The organism is Spirillospora sp. CA-128828, assembly GCF_050945415.1.
Taxonomy (GTDB): domain Bacteria; phylum Actinomycetota; class Actinomycetes; order Streptosporangiales; family Streptosporangiaceae; genus Spirillospora.
The window spans coordinates 6,487,355-6,507,604 of sequence record NZ_CP191986.1; the positions used below are offsets into that span (position 1 = coordinate 6,487,355).

Below are 20,250 nucleotides of genomic sequence, written 5' to 3' on the forward strand. Positions count from 1 at the left end.
CGTCGCACGCCACCCGCCTCACGGGTGTGAAAAGGCTGACCCCATCGGGAGGGATGGGGTAGGAAGTGAGCATGGGCGTCGAAGAGATCGTGCTGCTCAACGCGGATGACGAGGCGGTCGGGACCGCACCGAAGAGCGACAGCCACCACAGTGACACGCCATATCATCTGGCTTTTTCATGCTATGTGGTGGATACGGAGGGTCGCGTGCTGATCACTCGGCGCGCGCTGGACAAACGGACGTTCCCGGGCGTGTGGACGGGCAGCTGCTGCGGCCATCCCGGCCCGGGCGAGAAGCTCCGCGACGCCGTGCTCCGGCGGCTGCGGGACGAGCTCGGCATCCCGGACGCCTCGCTCACGTCCGTCCTGCCGCGGTTCCGGTACCGGGCCGTGGCCGAGGACGGCACCGTCGAGCACGAGCGCTGCCCCGTCGTGCGCGCGACCGTCCCAGCGGACGAGGCCGTCCACCCGAACCCGGACGAGGTCGAGCAGGCCGAGTGGTGGACCTGGGAGCGCTGCCTGGAGCTGACGGGCCGGCCCGAGTCCTCGCCCTGGTACAGGCTTCAGCTGGCCGAGCTCGCGCCGCTCGGCGCGCCGGCCGACTGGCCGGACGCCGGGCGGTCGGGCCTGCCGCCCGCGCTCGGCTGGTAGCGGCCGGCGGCCCGGCGCGCGCTCGCGCGATCACCGGAAGATCACCGCGCATCACCGAAAGATCACATTGCGGTGCCCGGTGTTGACCGTCCCGTTCCCCGAGCGGACGCTTGCTTTTCGGGGCAACGAAGGGACGGACGATGCGAGTACGTGTTCCCCGGCGCCGCTGGACGGTGTTCGCGGCCGTGGCCATGACCGGCGCCCTTGCCGTCTCCGGTTGCGGCGGAAACGACGACAAGGGCTCGAACGACAAGTCCGAGGTCGAGGTCTTCTCCTGGTGGACCGGGCCGGGCGAGGCGGACGGGCTCGCCGCGATGCAGGCCGACTTCGAGAAGAAGAACCCCGGCACCAAGTTCGTCAACGCGGCCATCGCCGGCGGATCGGGCACCCAGGCCCAGGCCGTCCTGGCGAGCCGGCTGCAGAACCGCAAGCCGCCGGACTCGTTCCAGGGCCACGCGGGCGCCGAGCTGCTCGACTACATCAAGGCCGGCCAGATCGAGCCGCTGGACTCCTTCTACGACGAGAACAAGCTGAAGTCGGTCTACCCCCAGCAGCTGCTCGACCAGATCAGCTACAAGGGGAAGATCTACTCGGTGCCGGTGAACATCCACCGGTCGAACGTGCTCTGGTACAACCCGGACATCCTCAAGGACGCCGGGGTCGCCGGGCCGCCCAAGTCGATCGCCGAGTTCATCACCGCGCTGAAGGCCGTCAAGGAGAAGACCAAGAAGGTCCCGCTGTCGCTCGGCGCGCAGTGGACGGCCGACCACCTGCTGGAGAACGTCCTGCTCGGCGACCTCGGCACCGACGGCTACAACGCGCTGTGGAAGCCGGGCGCCGACTGGAGCGGCCCGCAGGTGACCAAGGCGCTCAACGACTACGCCGAGATCATGAAGTACACGACCCTGGAGGCCGCGTCCACCGACTGGCAGGGCGCCGCGAAGGCCGTCGTGGACGACAAGGCCGCGTTCAACATCATGGGCGACTGGGCGTACGGGTACTTCACCGGCAGCGCGCCCAACGGCCTCGGCAAGAAGCTCGACACCGACTTCAAGTACGCGCCGTCCCCCGGCACGGACGGCACCTACATGTGGCTGTCGGACAGCTTCACCCTTCCCAAGGGCGCACCCCACCGCGGCGGTGCCCTCGCGTGGCTGAAGGAGGTGTCCAGCAAGGAGGGGCAGGACCTGTTCAACCCGAAGAAGGGCTCCGTCCCCGCCCGCAAGGACGCTGACAAGAGCCTCTACAAGGGCTACCTCCAGTACGCGTTCGAGCAGTGGAACAGCCCGAGCATCAAGCTGGCGGGCTCGTTCTGGCACGGCGTCAACGCCAGTAAGAAGCAGCACACCGACATCGACACGGCGGTGGGCCTCTTCCTGCAGAACAAGGACGTCGGCAAGCTGCAGCAGGGACTGGTGAACGCGGCCAAGAACAGCGGCCAGTGAGGTTTCGCCGTAGCCGGAAGTGGTTGCCCGGGCTGCTGCTGGTCTCGCCGTCCATCGTCGCGATCGGCCTGTTCGTCTACGGGCTCATCTTCTGGAACACGCGGGTCGCGCTGAGCGGCAAGCACGACGAGGTCACCGAGTACGGGTTCGACAAGGGCAAGAATTTCGTCGACCTGTGGGACCAGCCCAGCTGGCCCGGCGCGGTGAAGCACGCGCTGCTGTTCACGGCGGTGTTCGTCCTCGGCGCGCTGCTGCTCGGCGCGTTCCTGGCGTTCCTGATGGACAAGGGCATCAGGGGTGAGGCGTCCTTCCGCGTCATCTACCTGTTCCCCATGGCGGTGTCGTTCATCGCCAGCGGCGTCGTGTGGCGCTGGCTGATGAACCCGGCGCCGCCGGAGCGCGCGGTCGGCTTCAACCAGCTGTTCGACAAGCTGCACTTCGGAGCGCTGGCGAACGACTGGTGGCAGGACCCGGACTGGGGGATGGCGGCGATGGCCCTCCCCGCGATCTGGCAGATGTCCGGATATGTCATGGCGCTGTATCTGGCCGGGTTCCGCAGCGTCCCCGAGGAGCTGCGGGAGGCGGCGCGGGTGGACGGCGCGTCGGAGTGGAAGGTGTACCGGTACGTGGTGTTCCCGCAGCTCCGCCCGGTGACGCTGTCCGCGCTGATCATCCTCGGGCACATCTCGCTGAAGGTGTTCGACCTGATCATGGCGATCGCGGGCAAGCAGATCATCACCTACGTGCCGGCCGTCGCCACCTATGTGGAGATCTTCGACCGGCACGATCCCGCGAACGGCGCCACGATCGCCACGTACATGCTGGTCGCGGTGGCCGTCCTGGTGATCCCCTACCTGGTCTGGTCGGTACGTTCGGAGCGGACGCGATGACGCGCGCGGAGGCACCCGGCGCCTGGCGGGCGGTGAAGCTGGCCGTCCTGCTGGCGTTCGTCCTGCTGTTCCTGATCCCCGTGTACGTGCTGGTGGTCACGAGCTTCAAGCCGCTGGACGAGGCGGATCCGAGCAGCGCGTGGAACCTGCCGGGCCAGTGGAGCACGTCCGGCTGGAGCTCGGCCTGGGACGCGCTGCGACCGGGCCTGGAGAACAGCGTCAAGATCGCCGTCTCCGGGTCGCTGATCTCGGCCGTGCTCGGCTCGCTGAACGGATACGTCCTGTCCAAGTGGCGGTTCCCCGGCGCGGACGTCGTCTTCACGCTGTTCCTGTTCGGCATGTTCATCCCGTACCAGGCGGTGATGATCCCGCTGGCCGGGCTGCTGACCGACATGGAGCTCGTCGGGACGATCCGCGGCCTCGTCCTCGCCCACGTGGTGTACGGCATCCCGATCTGCACGCTGATCTTCCGGAACTACTACGTGACGATCCCGGACGAGCTGATCGAGGCGTCCCGCGTGGACGGCGCCGGGATGCTCCGCACGTACTGGTCGGTCGTCCTGCCCGTGTCGGCGCCGGCGTTCGCGGTGACGCTGATCTGGCAGTTCACGTCGATGTGGAACGACTTCCTGTTCGCGGTCTTCCTCGGTGCACCCGACAGCTGGCCCGTCACGGTGATGCTGAACAACACGGCCGGGTCGGGCGCGGTCGCCGTCCAGTACAACCAGCAGATGGCCGAGGCACTCCTGGCCTCCCTGCCGACGCTCCTCGTCTACCTGCTGCTCGGACGGTTCTTCATGCGCGGCCTTATGGCGGGCGCGCTGAAGGGCTGAAAGTCTCACGAACACGTCAACCGGGCCCCATCCTCAGGCGTCACATGGGTGTTCAGACGAGATCCGCATGGGGATGAAACGGCCCGGCAGCCGTCCCATGCGGACAACAACCCATTCGCCTCGTTCATTGGCAAATCAGCCGGGATGCGCCTAGCCTCTCGGGCATCGTCGCGCGGCACCCCGGCGTCCGGCCGGAGGCCCCGGACGATTCCGGGCCGGTGGAGAACGGGCGAGCACTGGAGGTGACCGCGTGCAGGCGATGAGTGTTCAGCAGCCCTGGGCGTTCGCGATCGCGCGTGGTGGCAAGTCGGTTTCGAACCAGAGCCTGCCGTCCGCCTACCGGGGGCCGCTCCTCATCCACGCCTCCATGCGCGTCGACCTGAAGGCGTGCGACTCCCCGCTCATCCAGGCCGCCGGCTGGGACCCCCGCGACCCGCTCGCCACCATCGGCGCCATCATCGCGGTCGCCGAGCTCGACCACGTGTGCTCGGCCGCCGTCGGGAACGCCCCCTGCGACTGCGGCCCCTGGGCCGCGCCGGGCCTCCACCACTGGCATCTGACCGGGATCCGGGCACTCCCCCGCCCCATCGTGGCGCTGGGCCGCACCGACCTCTGGCAGCCGTCCCCCACCCTGGTCAACGAGGTGAACACGATGTTCGCCGCCGCCGCCTTCAACAACGCCACCTGAGAGTAAACGTTTCACTACGCTAGGTCGCGAAAGTCGGGCGGGGTAACGTAGTCCCTGCATGGATTCGTCATGCCACCAACTGGAGCGGAACGTGAGCGTCGCGCACGATCATGGCGGATTTGGTCCGTACACCATGGACGATCTACACGCCCGAGAGGACGAAGGCCGAGGCCTGGAACTCGAAGACGGGTGGCTGATCAACTTGTCCCCCAGCGCGACGCACAACTGGGTCGCCATGCAGTTGCAGGACATCATCAAGGAAGCCGCCGCGGAGGCCGGGGCCTCCGTGTTCGTCGCCGGTGGCGGCGATTGGGAGATCAGCACGCAGGCGGGTATCCGCAAGCCGGATGTCTTCGTGGTGCCCAGGTGTGTGGCCCGGGCGTCGATCGTGGAGCGTAACCCGATCGTGATTCCAGGCCGGGAGGTCCTCCTCTCGATCGAGGTCATCTCTCCCGGCAGCGCCAGCGAACGTACCGACCGCGTGCGCAAGTTGAAGGAGTACGCGGTCCTCGGCATCCCCCAGTACTGGCTCGTCGAGTTCTCCCCTCAGCCCAAGGTCCAGGTCTTCGTTCTAGATCATGGGGTCGCCGCCTACCGTCACGGATGCACGGTCGGGGCAGGCGACGTACTGAAGACCGAGGTCGAGGCGGACAGAGCGTTGACCGTGCGGTTCGACCCGCAGGTGCTCACGGAGTTCTGAGCGGGAAGTTCAGACCAGGTTGCGGACGATGAGCGTCACCGCGGACGTCCCGACGACGATGAGGAGCGCCAGGCGGAGGCGGCCGGCGTCCAGGTAGCGGCGCAGCGGGCCGGCGGCGAGGAACCCGGCGAGCACGAACGGGAGGAGCTCCAGCCCGGCGACGACCTGCCGGGCGGGGAGGCGTCCGGCGGCGGCGAGGGTGGCGAGGGAGAACAGCGCGCCGGCGATGAAGAAGACCGCCAGGGTCGCGCGGACGCGGGGCCCGCTCTCGCGCTGGTAGAGCAGCGCCATCGGCGGGCCGCCGATGCCGGACGCGGTGCCGGTGGTGCCGGAGATGACGCCGGCGGTGGCGAGCGTGCGGCGGTTGCGCGGCACCTCCCGCGACCAGCTCGTCAGGGCGAGCGCGGCGAGGACGACCACGCCGATCACGACGCCGAGGACGCGCTCCGGGGCGGCCGCCACCAGCCACACGCCGAGCGGCGTCCCGACGAGGCGGCCGCCGAACGCCCAGCCGAGCCCGCGCAGGTCGGCGTGCCCGACCTCCTGGGCGAGGGTCGCGAACGGCAGGGCGAGCGCGACGACGAGGATCGACCCCGGCATCAGGGACGGGAACAGCATCGTCACGATCGGCGTCGCGACCAGCCCGACGCCGAGGCCGACGCTGCCCTGCACGATCGCGCCGACCAGCGCGGCCAGGCCGCCGAACAGGAGGAAGTCGAGATCCGGCACGCCGCCGGACGCTACATCCCGACTTATCCGATCGGTGAAGCCACTATCACGCGGACGCCTCGGTGAGGCGCTTGAGCTGGTCGTCGGTCAGGGTCGTCCGGGCGGCCTCGATGATCGGCGGGAGCTGTTCGAGGGTCCGGGCGCTCGCGATGGGCGCGGCGACGGTCGGCTGCGCGGCCAGCCAGGCGAGCGCCACGGCCGCGACGGCGACGCCCTGTTCCCCTGCGACGATGTCGAGCGCGGCCAGGACACGGCGGCCGCGTTCGGTCTCCAGGTGCCCGGCCGCGCGGCCGGCGCGCGCGCTGTCCACCCGGGCCCCGGGACGGTACTTGCCGGTCAGGAATCCGGACGCGAGCCCGTAGTACGGCACGGCGGCCAGACCGTACCGTCGCGCGATGTCGCGGCGCGGGCCCTCGTAGGTGTCGCGGGACACCAGGTTGTAGTGCGGCTGGATGGCGACGTAGCGGGCCGTGCCCTCGCGCTCGCTGAACGCCAGGGAGGCTTCGAGCCGGTCGGGCTCGATGTTGGACACCGCGATCTGCCGGACCTTGCCGGCGGCGACCAGGTCGTCCAGCGCCGTCATGATCTCCTCGACCGGGACGTCCGGGTCGTCGAAGTGCGTGTAGTAAAGGTCGATGCGGTCGGTGCGGAGCCGCCGGAGCGAGTCGTCCGCGGCGGCCTTGATGTTCGGCGCCGACAGCCCCAGGCGCGCGGGATGGCGGCCTACCTTGGTCGCCACGACGATGTCGTCCCGGTTGCCGCGCGACGCCGTCCACTCGCCGATGATCGTCTCGGACTCGCCGCCGCTGTTGCCGGGCGCGGACGCCAGGTACGAGTCGGCCGTGTCCAGGAAGTCGCCGCCGGCCTCGGCATAGGCGTCCAGGATTTCGAACGAGCGGTCCCTGTCCGCGGTCCAGCCGAAGACGTTGCCGCCCAGGCACATGGGAAAGACGTCCAGGTCACCGATCTTCTTCGGGTCAGCCATGTGTCGATCCAATCAAACGGGTTCGAGGCGGCCCTTCCCTTCGCCGCGAAGATGATTCTTGGCAGAATGTCCGGATGCTCGCCGCCTGCCTCGCCTTCGCCGCCATGGCGGCCCTGGTCACGATCACGCCGGGGCTCGACACCATGCTCGTCCTTCGCACCACCGTGACCAGCGGACGGCGGACGGGCTACCTCGCCGCCCTGGGCATCGCGTCCGGCTGCCTGTGCTGGGCGATGGCGAGCGCCGCCGGGCTGACCGCGCTGCTCGCCGCGTCCCGCATCGCGTTCGACGTGCTGCGCGTCGCGGGCGCCTGCTACCTGCTGTGGCTCGGCGGCCAGGCGCTGTGGAGGGCCCGCCGCAAATCCCACGACACCGCCGGGACACCCGAGCCGGAGCTGTCCGGCGCCGCAGCGCTGCGCACCGGTTTCACCACCAACCTGCTCAATCCCAAGATCGGCGTCTTCTACATGAGCCTGCTGCCCCAGTTCGTGCCGGACGGGGCGTCCATGTTCTGGACGAGCATGCTCTTCGCCGCGATCCACGCCGTCCAGGGCCTGCTGTGGTTCGGGCTCGTCGTCGGCGCCGCGGGCGCCGCGCGCCGCGCCCTGGCCCGCCCCGCCGTGAAGCGCCGCATCCAGCAGGTCACGGGCCTCGCCTTCATCGGCTTCGGCCTCCGCCTCGCCATCGAGCGCTAACCCCGGGCCTGGCCGGCGAGCGCCCCGGCCAGCGCGACCGCGTCCGCCTCGGACAGGTCCGCGTGCCCGGTCAGGATGCGATACCAGAGCACGCCGTAGGCCTGGTCGACGATGAGATCGAGGTCGGCCCCCGCCGCGGTCTCGCCACGATCGCGCGCGCGTTCCAGCAGGCCGCGCAGGACGCGGCGGCGCCCCGCGATGAATTCGCGCATGTGCTCGCGGGCGTGCGGGTCGCGCTGCGCCTCGGCCATCGTGTACCGCAGAGCCGAGACGGTCCGCGGATGCCCGCCGGCGAGGAACGTCGCGCGGAGGAACGCCTCAAGGTCGTCCTCCAGCGTGCCGGTGTCGGGCACGGGCACGTCCACCCCCGCCCGCCCCGCCAGCGCCTCCAGCAGGACGGCCCCCTTGGACGGCCACCAGCGGTAGATCGTCTGCTTCCCGACACCGGCCGCCGCCGCGATCGTGTCGATCGTCACGGGCGTGTCGTCGGTGCGTCCCAGCAGGTCGACGGCGACGTCCAGGATCGCCTGGCGCGCGGCCTCGTTGCGGCGCCGGCCGGTGTGCGGGCGGCGGGTCTCGGCGGTCATGGCCCGAGCATACCGTTTGACGAAACCATCGGTCTCGACAAATAATTGACGAGACGGCAAGTCTCGACAATGAAGGAGCGCACACCATGACGCTGAACGGGAAGAAGGTCCTGGTCTGCGGTGGCACCTCGGGCATCGGCGCGGCCACGGCCGCGCTGTTCGCCGGTCAGGGCGCCGACGTCGCCGTCACCGGACGCGACGAGGAGCGCCTTGCCAAGGCCGCGGCCGACGGCCTCACCGCGCGTCGCATGGACGCGTCCGCGGAGGAGGAGGTGACCGCCTTCTTCGCCGGGGACGCCACGTACGACCACCTCGTCCTGGCCTTGAGCGGCGGGTCCGGGGCGGGCCCCATCGCCACCCTCGACCTGGCCGACCTGCGCGCCGGCTTCGAGGCGAAGTTCTGGCTGCACCTGCGGCTCGTGCAGGCGGCGCTGCCCCGGATGGCGCCGGGCGGCTCGATCACGTTCATCACCGCGTCGTCGGCGCGCGCGGCGCTGCCCGGCACGGCCGGCCTCGCCGCCATCAACGGCGCGCTGGAGGCGATGGTCGGCCCGCTGGCGGCGGAACTGGCCCCGCTGCGCGTCAACGCGGTCTCCCCCGGCGTCATCGAGACCCCGTGGTGGGACGGCATGCCGGCCGAGCAGCGCGCGGCCATGTTCGCCGAGCACGCCGCCGCCCTTCCGGTCGGCCGCATCGGGCGTCCGGAGGACGTCGCGCAGGCGGTCCTGCTGACCGCGACGAACGGGTTCATCACCGGCAACGTCGTCGAGTGCAACGGCGGCCTGAGCCTGCCCACCGGCCGCTGACCACGGAAAAAGGGCCGCTCCCCCGGGAGGGAGCGGCCCTTTTCGCGGTCGTGGGCTACTTGCGGATCAGGTTGCGGAGGACGTACTGGAGGATGCCGCCGTTGCGGTAGTAGTCCGCCTCGCCCGGCGTGTCGATGCGGACGACGGCGGTGAACTCCTTGCCGTCGGCCTTGACGGTGACCTCGTCCGGGACGCCGCCCTCGTTCAGCGCGGTGACGCCGGTGATGTCGAACGTCTCGGTGCCGGTGAGGCCGAGGGACTCGGCGGACTCGCCCTCCTTGAACTGCAGCGGCAGGACGCCGAGGCCGATCAGGTTCGAGCGGTGGATCCGCTCGTAGGACTGCGCGATGACGGCGCGGACGCCGAGCAGCGCGGTGCCCTTCGCCGCCCAGTCGCGGGACGATCCGGAGCCGTACTCCTTGCCGGCGATGACAACGAGCGGGGTGCCCTGCGCGGCGTAGTTCTGCGCGGCGTCGTAGATGAACGCCTGCGGCGCGCCGTCCTGGGTGAAGTCGCGGGTGTAGCCGCCCTCGACGCCGTCCAGGAGCTGGTTGCGGAGCCGGATGTTGGCGAACGTCCCGCGGATCATGACCTCGTGGTTCCCGCGGCGCGAGCCGTAGGAGTTGAAGTCCTTGACCTCGACGCCGTTGTCCCGCAGGTACTGCGCGGCGGGGGTGCCGGCCTTGATGGACCCGGCCGGGGAGATGTGGTCGGTGGTGACCGAGTCGCCCAGCTTCGCCAGGACGCGGGCGCCGTGGACGTCGGCGACCGGCTCCGGCTCGGCGGCCATGCCGTCGAAGTACGGCGCCTTGCGGACGTAGGTGGACGCGGCGTCCCACTCGAACAGGTCGCCGGTCGGGATGTCGAGGCCGGTCCAGCGCTCGTCGCCCTTGAAGACGTCGGCGTAGCTCTGCGCGAACATCTCCTGCCCGATGGACGACTCGACGATCGAGGCGACCTCATCCGGCTCGGGCCAGATGTCGCGCAGGTGTACGGGGCCGTCGGCGCCCTCGGCGATCGGGTCGTTGAGGATGTCGATGTCCATCGTCCCGGCCAGCGCGTAGGCGATGACCAGCGGCGGGGACGCCAGGTAGTTCATCTTCACGTCGGGGCTGATGCGGCCCTCGAAGTTGCGGTTGCCGGACAGCACCGCGGTGACCGCCAGGTCGTTGTCGTTGACGGCCTTGGAGATCTCCGGCTGCAGGGGGCCGGTGTTGCCGATGCAGGTGGTGCAGCCGTACCCGACCAGGTTGAAGCCGATCTTGTCGAGGTACGGGGTGAGGCCGGCGCGCTCCAGGTAGTCGGTGACGACCTGGGACCCGGGCGCGAGCGACGTCTTCACCCACGGCTTGCGGGTCAGGCCCTTCTCCACCGCGTTCTTGGCCAGCAGCGCGGCGCCGATCATCACGTACGGGTTGGACGTGTTGGTGCAGGACGTGATGGCGGCGACGGCGACGTGCCCGTGGTCGAGCTCGAACGCCGTCCCGTCCTCCAGGGTGACCGGGACGAGGTCGTGCGGGCGCCCGGCGCCGTTGGTGCCGTGCGGCCGCGGCTTGTCGCCGCTCGTGTCGTGGCTGATCGCCGGGGAGTCCGAGGCCGGGAACGACTCGTTGGACGCCTCGTCGGCCGCGCCCTGCACGCTCGCGACGTAGTTCTGCACGTCCCGCCGCCAGGTCTGCTTGGCCTCCGCCAGGGAGATGCGGTCCTGCGGGCGCTTCGGGCCGGCCAGCGACGGGACGACCGTCGCGAGGTCCAGCTCCAGGTACTCGGAGAACTCCGGCTCCACCGAGGGGTCGAGCCACATGCCCTGCGCCTTGGCGTACGCCTCGACGAGCGCGATCTGCTCCTCGTCCCGCCCGGTGAGCCGCAGGTACTTCAGCGTCTCGTCGTCGATCGGGAAGATGGCGCAGGTGGAGCCGAACTCGGGGCTCATGTTGCCGATCGTGGCGCGGTTGGCCAGCGGCAGCGCGTGCACGCCCTCGCCGTAGAACTCGACGAACTTGCCGACGACGCCGTGCTCGCGCAGCATCTCGGTGATGGTCAGCACCAGGTCCGTCGCGGTCGTGCCGGCGGGCAGCTCACCGGTCAGCTTGAAGCCGACCACGCGCGGGATGAGCATCGAGATCGGCTGGCCGAGCATGGCGGCCTCCGCCTCGATGCCGCCGACGCCCCAGCCGAGGACGCCGATGCCGTTCTCCATCGTGGTGTGCGAGTCGGTGCCGACGCACGTGTCCGGGTAGGCGACCCCGTTCCGGTCGAACACCACGCGGGCCAGGTGCTCGATGTTCACCTGGTGCACGATGCCGGTGCCGGGCGGCACGACCTTGAACTCGTCGAACGCCGTCTGCCCCCACCGCAGGAACTGGTAGCGCTCCTTGTTGCGCTCGTACTCGCGCTTCACGTTGCGCTCGAAGGCGTCCGGCGAGCCGAAGTAGTCGACGATCACCGAATGGTCGATCACCATCTCGGCCGGCGCCAACGGGTTGATCTTGGCCGGGTCGCCGCCCAGGTCCCGCACGGCCTCGCGCATCGTGGCGAGGTCCACCACGCACGGCACGCCGGTGAAGTCCTGCATGATCACCCGCGCGGGGGTGAACTGGATCTCCTTGCTCGGCTGCGCCTGCGAGTCCCACTGCGCCAGCGCGCGGATGTGCTCGGCGGTCACGTTCGCGCCGTCCTCGGTGCGCAGCAGGTTCTCCAGCAGCACCTTCAGGCTGTACGGGAGACGGGCCGCGCCCTCGACGGCGTCCAGCCGGTAGATGTCGTACGACCTGTCGCCAACCTGCAGCTTGTCACGGCTGCCGAAGCTGTTCGCGGACACGGACTCCTCCTCAGTCGACACCGCGCGTCCGGTCCGGGACATGAGCGCGCGGCGCTCGTCTTGTTCCTCGATAGGCCCGCCCCGGGGGCCGTCGCGGGGCGGCGCGCGGCGGGGCGGGATGCTCGTCTTCCTTGATCCTGCCCTAGTCAGGCTCCCGACCGGGAATCAGGTCCGCCTAACTTCCGCGTCTTTTCTCTCGACGTCAAGCTATCTTCAATTTATCTCGACATCAAGTTACTTGCACCCACCGGACCGCGGCTCCGTGGGCTCGACGGGTGGACGCCGACCGCCGTGCGGCGCCGGCGCGCCCACATCGCGGAGGGGGAGGACGGAGGGCACAGGCGGTGTCCGCACGCCTGGGACGCCTACTCCGTGAGCCGCCGTCTCGCCGGGGAATGGACGACCGTCCGGCAACGGGCGGCGTCGATGCCGCGCCTTTCATCGGCCTGGCGCGGAAATGGAACCGCCGCGTGCCAGGGAATCAGAAGGTGTTCGTGGCGGAACCGCCACCGTTCGAGGAATTCCTCGGCGATCCCCTCCCGGGCGAAATGCTCCGGTGGATGGAGGAGACCGCCGAGGCGGGTTACGGCCTTCTTCTCAGCTGGTGAATCGGGTGGATGAGGGGGGCTCTACTTGAGCCACAGGATCCGCTCATGCCGCCGACCGCCGCGATGGCGATCCCGACGCCAACGGCTGTTCTGCGCAGGCGCATCTGCGTCTTCCTCCCTGTAGGGGGATCGCATCCGAAACGATCTTCGACGCGATGGGTCCACGATGCACCGCAGATCTCGGCCTTGCAAGAGGTCCAATGCCCGCCGTTCCGGATCATGGGTTGATGCCGAGAAGGGGGACGCCTCTTGGTCATGTTCCGACATCCCGCCTCGCCGCGCGCACGCGCCGCGATGAGTTCCGGCCGCCCGGAAGGTCTGCATCCGAGAACAACGGCTCCGGAAAGGACACCTCATGACCACGCAACTCGACGAGGCATTCACGGCGGTTCTGCGGAAGAGCCCGGCCAAAGGCGGCTGGACGTACGTCATCTGGCCGAAGTCGGTAGAGTTCTTCGGCACCCGCGGACTGGTGAAGGTCAAGGGGACCATCGACGGGCACCCGTTCCGGGGCTCCTTCATGGCGCTGGGCGACGGCACGCACAAGCTGGCCGTGAAGGCGGAGATCCGCGAGGCGCTCGGCAAGGACGCCGGCGACACCGTCACCGTCCACCTGGACGAACGCCTCGGATAGGGCCGCCCAGGCGGGGCCCTGGAACGGTTCAGGCCCCGGACACGCGCCGTTTAAATAAGTCCATACCTTGGCCAGAGTTTCTCTGGTGCCGGACCGGTCGATCTCATCAAGGTGATCATTGAACCGTCCTGGAGCGCCGCGGAGCACGATCGCGCGCTGGACCGGCTCGCGGCACGGGAGAACTTCCCGGTGGCGGCGCGGCTGCTGCCCGCCCGCCACCGCGCCGACCTGCGGGCCGTCTACGGTTTCGCGCGCCTCGTCGACGACATCGGCGACGAGGCGCCGCCGGAGCAGCGGCCCAAGCTGCTCGGCCTCGTGGACGACGACCTGGACCGGGTGTTCGCGGGGCGGACGCCGGCACTGCCGCAACTGCGCAGGCTGGCGGGGACGGTGCACGCGCACCGGATCCCGGAGGAGCCGTTCCGCGACCTCGTCCAGGCGAACCGGCAGGACCAGGCCGTCCACCGGTACGAGACGTTCGAGGAGCTGAGACGCTACTGCGCCCTGTCGGCGGCGCCCGTGGGACGCATCGTCCTGCACCTGTTCCGCGCGCACCGGCCGCGTCTCGTGGCCGCGTCCGACGACGTCTGCACGGCGTTACAGATCATCGAGCACTGCCAGGACGCCGGTGAGGACTACCGGAACGGCCGGATCTACCTGCCCGCCGAGGACCTGCGGAGGTTCGGCTGCGCGGAGGAGGACCTGGCGCGCCGGGCGACGCCGACGCGGCTGCGCGGCGTCCTGGCGCTGCAGGCGGGCCGCGCCCGCGACCTGCTGGACGGCGGTGCCGCCCCCCTGATGGCGGACCTGACGGGCTGGGCGCGATTCGCCGTCGCGGGCTATGTGGCCGGGGGGCGCACGGCGCTGTCGGCCCTGGAACGCGGGCGCCATGACGTGCTCGCGCATCCGCTGCGTCCACGGCGGGCGACGCTGCCGGCCGGCTGGGCGCGCGCTCTTGGAAGGAGGGGGCGATGACGGTTTCGGAGGCTTGCGAGCGTTCCGAGCGGGTCGTCGAGGCGTACCGGCACTGCGAGCGGGTGGTGCGCGACGAGGCCCGCAACTTCGCCTACGGGATCCGGCTGATGCCGGCCCCGAAGCGGCGGGCGATGAGCGCGATCTACGCGTTCGCGCGGGGCATCGACGACATCGGGGACGGGCCGGAGCCGGCGTGCGTGCGGCTGGACCTGCTGGACCGGTCCCGGCAGCGGCTGCTGACCGTCCAGGAGGTGCTGCGGCGGCGGGTGGACGTCCAGGCGCTGGAGGGGCATCCGGTGCTGACCGCGCTGGCGGACGCGGCCGGCCGCTACCCGATCCCCCTCGACGCGTTCGACGAGCTGATCGACGGGTGCGAGAACGACGTGCGGGGCGCCGACTACGGGACGTTCGACGACCTGCTGCGCTACTGCCAGCGGGTCGCGGGGACGGTCGGCCGGCTGTCGCTCGGGGTGTTCGGCTCGGACGGCCGGCAGCGGGCGGAGGGGCTCGCCGACTCCCTCGGCGTCGCGCTTCAGCTCACCAACATCCTGCGCGACCTGCGCGAGGACCGGATGGCCGGGCGGGTCTACATCCCGGCCGAGGACCTCGCGCGGTTCGGCTGCACGCTGGAGCTGGACGAGTCGGGCACGTTCATCGACCCGCCGTGGCGGCTGGGCGAGCTGATCGGCTTCCAGGCGGAGCGGGCCCGCGCCTGGTACGCGGAGGGCCTGCGGCTCCTGCCGCTGCTGGACCGGCGCAGCGCGGCGTGCACGGCGGCGATGGCCGGCATCTACCGGCGGCTGCTGGAGTCCATCGCCGCCCGCCCGCAGCTGGCGCTGAACACCCGGGTCTCCCTGCCGACCTGGCAGAAGGCGGTCGTGGCCGCACGCGCACTCTCGGGGGTGGAGCGATGAGCGTCGTCATCGTCGGCGGCGGGCTCGCGGGCATCAGCGCCGCGATCGCGCTCCAGGAGTCGCGGGTGCCGGTCACGCTCGTCGAGGCCCGGCCATGGCTCGGCGGGGCCACGCATTCGTTCGTGCGCGGCGAGCTGAGCGTCGACAACGGCCAGCACGTGTTCCTGCGGTGCTGCTCGGCGTATCAGGGACTGCTGCGCAGGCTGCGCGCCGACCATCTCGTCGACCTGCAGGACCGGTTCGACGTCCCCGTCCTGAGGGCGGGCGGCGGCCCGGCGCGGCTGCGGCGGTCGAGCCTGCCGAGCCCGTTCCACCTGCTGCCGGCGCTGGCCCGGTACGCGCCGCTGTCGGCCGCCGACCGGCTCCGCGCGGTGCGCGCGGCGGCCGGGCTCCGGCGCCTCGATCCCGCCGACCCCGAGCTCGACCTGATCTCCGCGGGGACGTGGCTGTCGCGGCACGGGCAGCGGCCGTGGGCGCGGGACGCCCTGTGGGGCGTGTTCATCACGTCCGCGCTGAACGCCGACGTGGACGAGGCGGCGCTCGGGCTGTCCGCGATGGTCTGCAGGCGGGCCCTGTTCGGACGCGCCGACGCGGCCGACATCGGGCTGCCGCTCGTCCCGCTGGAGGAGCTGCACGGCGGCCCGGCGCTGCGGCGCATCGCGGAGATGGGCGGGACCGTCCGGCTGAAGGCCAAGGTCGAGGCCGTCACCACCGACCCGAAGGTGGTCGTGGACGGGGTGCCGATCGCCGCCGACGCGGTGATCATGGCGGTGCCGCACGAGGCCGCGGCCCGGCTGCTGCCGGCGCAGGCGCTGCCGGACCCGCTGCGCTGGCCCGAGCTGGACGCCAGCCCGATCGTGAACGTGCACGTCGTCTACGACCGGAAGGTCATGGACGGGCCGTTCGCCGCCGCGGTGGGCTCCCCCGTCCAGTGGGTGTTCGACCGGACGGCGGTGAGCGGGCTGCGCCGCGGCCAGTACCTCGCGGTGTCGCTGTCGGCCGCGGACCGCTGGGTCGACATGCCGACCGCGCGGCTGCGCGCCCGGTTCCTGCCGGAGCTGCGGCGGCTGCTGCCCGCCGCGTGGGACGCCGAGGTCCGCGAGCTGTTCGTGACGCGGGAGCGGCGCGCGACGTTCCGGCAGCGTCCCGGCACCGCGGCCGCGCGTCCCGGCGCGGCGACGCGCGCCCCCGGGCTGTTCCTGGCCGGCGCGTGGACCGACACGGGCTGGCCCGACACGATGGAGGGAGCAGTGCGCAGTGGTCTCACCGCCGCCCGCCTGGTCCGCCGCCACCTGGAGAGGGTGACCGACCGATGACCACTGTGCCGGTCTCGATGACCGATGTCCGCGGGCTCGTCGACGGCGCGCTGCGCGCCGCGGTCGGCCGCCTCGACCCGCGCACCTACCGTGTCGCGGCCTACCACCTCGGCTGGACGGACGAGGAGGGCCGTCCGCACAAGGCGCCGGTGGGCAAGGCCCTCCGCCCGGCGCTCGCGCTGCTGTCCGCGCGCGCCGCGGTGGCGCCGCCGGAAAGCGGGCTGCCGGGAGCGGTCGCGGTCGAGCTGACCCATGCGTTCTCGCTCCTGCACGACGACATCATGGACCGCGACCGGACGCGCAGGCACCGCCCGGCGGCATGGACCGTGTTCGGCGAGGCGTCCACGATCCTGGCCGGGGACGCGCTTCTCGCCCTCGCCGGTGAGGTCCTGCTGGAGGCGCCTGGTCAGGGATCGGCGCGGGCGGCGCGCGCGCTGTCCGTCGCGACGCGCCGCCTCATCGCCGGCCAGTCCCTCGACATGGACTTCGAGACGCGCAGGCAGATCAGCGTGGACGAGTGCGTCGCCATGGCGTCCGGCAAGACCGCCGCGCTGCTGGCGTGCTCCTGTTCGATCGGGGCCGTCCTGGACGGGGCCTCCGACAGGCTCTGCGACGCGCTGCAGGCGTTCGGCGAGGACCTCGGCATCGCGTTCCAGCTCGTGGACGACCTGCTCGGCATCTGGGGCGACCCGGAGACCACCGGCAAGCCCGCGCTGTCGGACCTGCGGTCCCGCAAGATGTCGCTGCCGGTCGTCGCCGCGCTGAACTCCGGCACCCCGGAGGCCGCGAAGCTCGCCGCGCTGTACGCGCGGCCCGGGCCGGACGGGAAGGAGCCCGCCGAGGAGGAGCTGTCCGAGGCCGCCGCGCTCGTGGAGGCGGCGGGCGGCCGAGCCTGGGCCGAGATAGAGGCGGAGAGCCGCATCCAGCGCGCCGCCGAGCATCTCGTCTCCGCCCGGCTGCCCGAACCCGTCCGCGCCGAGTTCCTGCACATCGCCGACTTCGTCACCTGCCGGGACCACTGATGACGACCACCGAACCCGCCGCGGCGGCCACCGGGACGAGGACGGCCGCGGAGGCGCTGGACGCCGCCCGCGAGCAGCTGCTGTTCCTCCAGTCGCCGGAAGGCTGGTGGAAGGGCGAGCTGCAGACCAACGTGACGATGGACGCCGAGGACCTGCTGCTCCGCGAGTTCCTCGGCATCCGCTCCGAGGAGGACACCCGCGAGGCGGCCCGCTGGATCAGATCCCAGCAGGCCGCGGACGGCACCTGGGCCAACTTCCACGACGGCCCGCCGGACCTGTCCACGACCGTCGAGGCGTACGTGGCGCTGCGGCTCGCCGGGGACCCGCCGGACGCGGGCCACATGATCCGGGCCGCCGCCTACGTCCGCGGCGAGGGCGGGATCCCGGCGACCCGCGTGTTCACCCGGTTCTGGCTGGCCATGTTCGGCCGCTGGCCGTGGGACCGGCTGCCGGTCCTGCCCCCGGAGATGATCTTCCTGCCGCGCTGGTTCCCGCTGAACGTCTACGACTTCGCGTGCTGGGCGCGGCAGACGGTCGTGCCGCTGACGGTGGTGGCCGCGCTGCGTCCGGTCCGGCCGCTGCCGTTCGGGCTGGACGAGCTGTACCCCGGCTACGACGTCCCGCGTCCCCGGAAGCGCGGCCTGCCCGGCTGGGGCGAGGCGTTCGGGGCGCTCGACCGGGCCCTGCACGTGTACGAGCGGCGTCCGCTGAAAGGGCTGCGCACGGCCGCGCTCCGCCGCGCCGGCGAGTGGATCGTCGCGCGGCAGGAGCGGGACGGGTCCTGGGGCGGGATCCAGCCGCCCTGGGTGTACTCGCTGATCGCGCTGCACCTGCTCGGCTACGGCCTCGGCCACCCGGTCGTCCGGCGGGGACTGGACGGGCTCGAACGGTTCACGATCCGGGACGAGAAGGGGCGGCGCCTGGAGGCGTGCCAGTCCCCCGTCTGGGACACCGTCCTCGCCATGAACGCGCTCGCCGACGCGGGCCTGCAGGCCGGGCACCCCGCCCTGGAGCGGGCCGCGGAGTGGGTGATCGGCGAGGAGGTGAAGGGCCCCGGCGACTGGGCGGTGCGGCGTCCCGGCCTGCCCCCGGGCGGCTGGGCGTTCGAGTTCGACAACGACTGCTACCCCGACACCGACGACACCGCCGAGGCGGTCATCGCGCTCAACCGCGTCCGGCATCCGGACGCCGAGCCGGCGATCGAGCGCGGCGTCCGCTGGATGGCCGGGATGGCGTCCCGGGACGGCGGGTTCGGCGCGTTCGACGCCGACAACACCCGCGCCCTGTGCCGGAGGCTGCCCTTCTGCGACTTCGGCGAGGTCATCGACCCGCCGTCCGCCGACGTCACCGCGCACGTCGTGGAGGCGATGGCGCACCGGGGCATGGCCGACTCGCTGCTCGTGAAGCGAGCCGTCGTCTGGCTGCTGAAGGCACAGGAACCGGACGGGTCCTGGTTCGGCCGGTGGGGCGCCAACCACGTGTACGGGACGGGCAGCGTCGTGCCCGCGCTCATCGCGGCGGGCGTCCGGCCGGGCGGGCGCGCGATCCGGGACGCGGTCGGCTGGCTGGAGCGCCACCAGCGCGACGACGGCGGCTGGGGCGAGGACCTGCGCTCCTACCGGGACCGGACGTGGGTCGGGCACGGCGCCTCCACGGCGTCGCAGACCGCGTGGGCGCTGCTCGCGCTGCTCGCCGCCGGTGAGCGCGGCCCGGCCGTCGAGCGCGGGGTCCGGTGGCTCGTCGAGCACCAGCGCCCTGACGGGACGTGGGACGAGGACCACTTCACCGGCACCGGCTTCCCCGGCGACTTCTACATCAACTACCACCTGTACCGCCTGGTGTTCCCGCTGAGCGCGCTCGGCCGGTACGTGAAGGGGAGTCCGTCCCCCCTGCCACATCCCGCCGCCGCGCACGGTGAGGACAGCGACCCGGAAGGGGCCTAGAAGAATGGCGATGCCACTGCGCCAGAGCCTGCGCGTCGGCGGATACGTCCTGCGCAACCGGCTGGCGGGGCGGACGAGGTACCCGCTGATCGTCGAGCTGGAGCCGCTGTACGCGTGCAACCTGGCGTGCGCGGGCTGCGGCAAGATCCAGCATCCGGCGGACGTGCTGAAGCAGCGGATGCCGGTCGAGCAGGCGGTCGCGGCGGTCCGCGAGTGCGGCGCGCCGATGGTGTCGATCGCGGGCGGCGAGCCGCTGATGCATCCGCGGATCGGCGAGCTGGTCGCCGAGCTGATCCGGATGAAGCGGTACGTGTTCCTGTGCACGAACGCTGCGCTGATCCCGAAGAAGATCGACCGGTTCAAGCCGTCGCGCTACTTCGCCTGGGCGGTGCACATCGACGGGTTGCGGGATCGGCACGACGCGTCCGTCTGCAAGGAGGGCGTGTTCGACCAGGCGGTCGAGGCGATCAGGATGTGCCAGGAGCGCGGGTTCAGGGTCACGACGAACACGACCGTGTTCAACACCGACACCCCGCAGACCGTCATCGACGTGCTCGACTACCTCAACGACGACCTGCGCGTCGACCAGATGATGATCTCGCCCGCCTACGCCTACGAGAAGGCACCCGACCAGGACCATTTCCTCGGCGTCCAGGAGACCAGGAACCTGTTCCGCAAGACGTTCGCCGACGGCCGGCGCAAACGCTGGCGGTTCAACCACTCCCCGCTGTTCCTCGACTTCCTCGAAGGCAAGGTCGACTTCCCGTGCACGGCGTGGGCGATCCCGTCGTACTCGCTGAAGGGTTGGCAGCGGCCCTGCTACCTGATGGACGACGGGTACACGGAGACCTACCAGGAACTCCTCGACACGACCGACTGGAACGCCTACGGCCGGGGACGCGACGACCGCTGCGCGAACTGCATGGCGCACTGCGGCTACGAGCCCACCGCCGTGTTCGCGACGATGGGCTCGCTCAGGGAGTCGCTCCGCGCGATGCGGAGCGTGTGA

Annotated in this window: 20 protein-coding genes; 16 read left to right on the plus strand and 4 right to left on the minus strand. The window is 71.2% G+C overall.

The window, feature by feature from the left end; all coding sequences use genetic code 11:
* Positions 1-71 precede the first annotated feature (71 nt).
* From idi to ACQPXG_RS31340, 6 genes are all read left to right on the plus strand, one after another.
* Positions 72-650, plus strand: a complete 579-nt coding sequence (gene idi / locus ACQPXG_RS31315; RefSeq protein WP_433462731.1) for an isopentenyl-diphosphate Delta-isomerase — start codon at positions 72-74, stop codon at positions 648-650.
* 140 nt (positions 651-790) lie between these two features.
* Positions 791-2,095, plus strand: coding sequence for an ABC transporter substrate-binding protein (locus ACQPXG_RS31320; protein WP_433462732.1), 1,305 nt, complete (start codon positions 791-793; stop codon positions 2,093-2,095).
* 23 nt (positions 2,096-2,118) lie between these two features.
* Positions 2,119-2,985, plus strand: coding sequence for a carbohydrate ABC transporter permease (locus tag ACQPXG_RS31325; protein WP_433462733.1), 867 nt, complete (start codon positions 2,119-2,121; stop codon positions 2,983-2,985).
* Positions 2,982-3,818, plus strand: coding sequence for a carbohydrate ABC transporter permease (locus ACQPXG_RS31330; RefSeq protein WP_433462734.1), 837 nt, complete (start codon positions 2,982-2,984; stop codon positions 3,816-3,818). The genes ACQPXG_RS31325 and ACQPXG_RS31330 overlap by 4 nt, the downstream gene beginning before the upstream one ends.
* A 259-nt stretch (positions 3,819-4,077) precedes the next feature.
* A complete protein-coding gene (locus ACQPXG_RS31335; RefSeq protein WP_433470085.1) occupies positions 4,078-4,506 on the plus strand; it encodes a hypothetical protein in 429 nt (142 codons plus the stop codon).
* Positions 4,507-4,597: 91 nt separating this feature from the next.
* Positions 4,598-5,206, plus strand: coding sequence for a Uma2 family endonuclease (locus ACQPXG_RS31340; RefSeq protein WP_433462735.1), 609 nt, complete (start codon positions 4,598-4,600; stop codon positions 5,204-5,206).
* Between the two features lie 9 nt (positions 5,207-5,215).
* On the opposite strand, the gene ACQPXG_RS31345 is transcribed toward ACQPXG_RS31340, so the two are convergent.
* Both ACQPXG_RS31345 and ACQPXG_RS31350 read right to left on the minus strand, forming a co-directional pair.
* Positions 5,216-5,935 (minus strand): sulfite exporter TauE/SafE family protein, encoded by a 720-nt coding sequence (locus ACQPXG_RS31345; protein ID WP_433462736.1) that lies wholly within the window; start codon positions 5,933-5,935, stop codon positions 5,216-5,218.
* Between the two features lie 46 nt (positions 5,936-5,981).
* The gene (locus tag ACQPXG_RS31350) at positions 5,982-6,920 is read right to left on the minus strand and encodes an aldo/keto reductase (protein ID WP_433462737.1); all 939 of its coding nucleotides are present in this window, start codon (positions 6,918-6,920) and stop codon (positions 5,982-5,984) included.
* A 74-nt stretch (positions 6,921-6,994) separates the two neighbouring features.
* On the opposite strand from ACQPXG_RS31350, the gene ACQPXG_RS31355 reads away from it, so the two are divergent.
* Positions 6,995-7,615 carry a LysE family translocator gene (locus ACQPXG_RS31355; protein ID WP_433462738.1) on the plus strand — a complete coding sequence of 207 codons (621 nt, stop codon included), beginning with the start codon at positions 6,995-6,997 and terminating at the stop codon, positions 7,613-7,615.
* On the opposite strand, the gene ACQPXG_RS31360 is transcribed toward ACQPXG_RS31355, so the two are convergent.
* Complete coding sequence (locus ACQPXG_RS31360; RefSeq protein ID WP_433462739.1) at positions 7,612-8,202, minus strand: TetR/AcrR family transcriptional regulator; 591 nt, start codon at positions 8,200-8,202, stop codon at positions 7,612-7,614. The genes ACQPXG_RS31355 and ACQPXG_RS31360 overlap by 4 nt on opposite strands.
* An 86-nt stretch (positions 8,203-8,288) precedes the next feature.
* Between ACQPXG_RS31360 and ACQPXG_RS31365 the strand changes: the two genes are divergently transcribed.
* Positions 8,289-9,008 (plus strand): SDR family oxidoreductase, encoded by a 720-nt coding sequence (locus ACQPXG_RS31365; protein WP_433462740.1) that lies wholly within the window; start codon positions 8,289-8,291, stop codon positions 9,006-9,008.
* Between the two features lie 55 nt (positions 9,009-9,063).
* On the opposite strand, the gene ACQPXG_RS31370 is transcribed toward ACQPXG_RS31365, so the two are convergent.
* Entirely contained in the window at positions 9,064-11,829 is a 2,766-nt protein-coding gene (locus tag ACQPXG_RS31370; RefSeq protein WP_433462741.1) for an aconitate hydratase, read from the minus strand.
* A gap of 395 nt (positions 11,830-12,224) precedes the next feature.
* Between ACQPXG_RS31370 and ACQPXG_RS31375 the strand changes: the two genes are divergently transcribed.
* From ACQPXG_RS31375 to hpnH, 8 genes are all read left to right on the plus strand, one after another.
* The gene (locus ACQPXG_RS31375; RefSeq protein WP_433462742.1) at positions 12,225-12,437 is read left to right on the plus strand and encodes a hypothetical protein; all 213 of its coding nucleotides are present in this window, start codon (positions 12,225-12,227) and stop codon (positions 12,435-12,437) included.
* A 355-nt stretch (positions 12,438-12,792) separates the two neighbouring features.
* Positions 12,793-13,071, plus strand: coding sequence for a DUF1905 domain-containing protein (locus ACQPXG_RS31380; RefSeq protein ID WP_433462743.1), 279 nt, complete (start codon positions 12,793-12,795; stop codon positions 13,069-13,071).
* Positions 13,072-13,182: 111 nt separating this feature from the next.
* On the plus strand, positions 13,183-14,046 hold the full coding sequence (gene hpnC, locus ACQPXG_RS31385) for a squalene synthase HpnC (RefSeq protein WP_433462744.1): 864 nt from the start codon (positions 13,183-13,185) through the stop codon (positions 14,044-14,046).
* A complete protein-coding gene (locus tag ACQPXG_RS31390; RefSeq protein WP_433462745.1) occupies positions 14,043-14,960 on the plus strand; it encodes a phytoene/squalene synthase family protein in 918 nt (305 codons plus the stop codon). The genes hpnC and ACQPXG_RS31390 overlap by 4 nt, the downstream gene beginning before the upstream one ends.
* Positions 14,957-16,276, plus strand: coding sequence for a hydroxysqualene dehydroxylase HpnE (hpnE, locus tag ACQPXG_RS31395; RefSeq protein ID WP_433462746.1), 1,320 nt, complete (start codon positions 14,957-14,959; stop codon positions 16,274-16,276). Before ACQPXG_RS31390 ends, hpnE begins: the two co-directional genes overlap by 4 nt.
* Positions 16,273-17,298 (plus strand): polyprenyl synthetase family protein, encoded by a 1,026-nt coding sequence (locus tag ACQPXG_RS31400; protein ID WP_433462747.1) that lies wholly within the window; start codon positions 16,273-16,275, stop codon positions 17,296-17,298. Before hpnE ends, ACQPXG_RS31400 begins: the two co-directional genes overlap by 4 nt.
* Positions 17,298-19,241 carry a squalene--hopene cyclase gene (gene shc, locus ACQPXG_RS31405; RefSeq protein ID WP_433462748.1) on the plus strand — a complete coding sequence of 648 codons (1,944 nt, stop codon included), beginning with the start codon at positions 17,298-17,300 and terminating at the stop codon, positions 19,239-19,241. The genes ACQPXG_RS31400 and shc overlap by 1 nt, the downstream gene beginning before the upstream one ends.
* Positions 19,242-19,251: 10 nt before the next feature.
* Entirely contained in the window at positions 19,252-20,250 is a 999-nt protein-coding gene (gene hpnH / locus ACQPXG_RS31410; RefSeq protein WP_433462749.1) for an adenosyl-hopene transferase HpnH, read from the plus strand.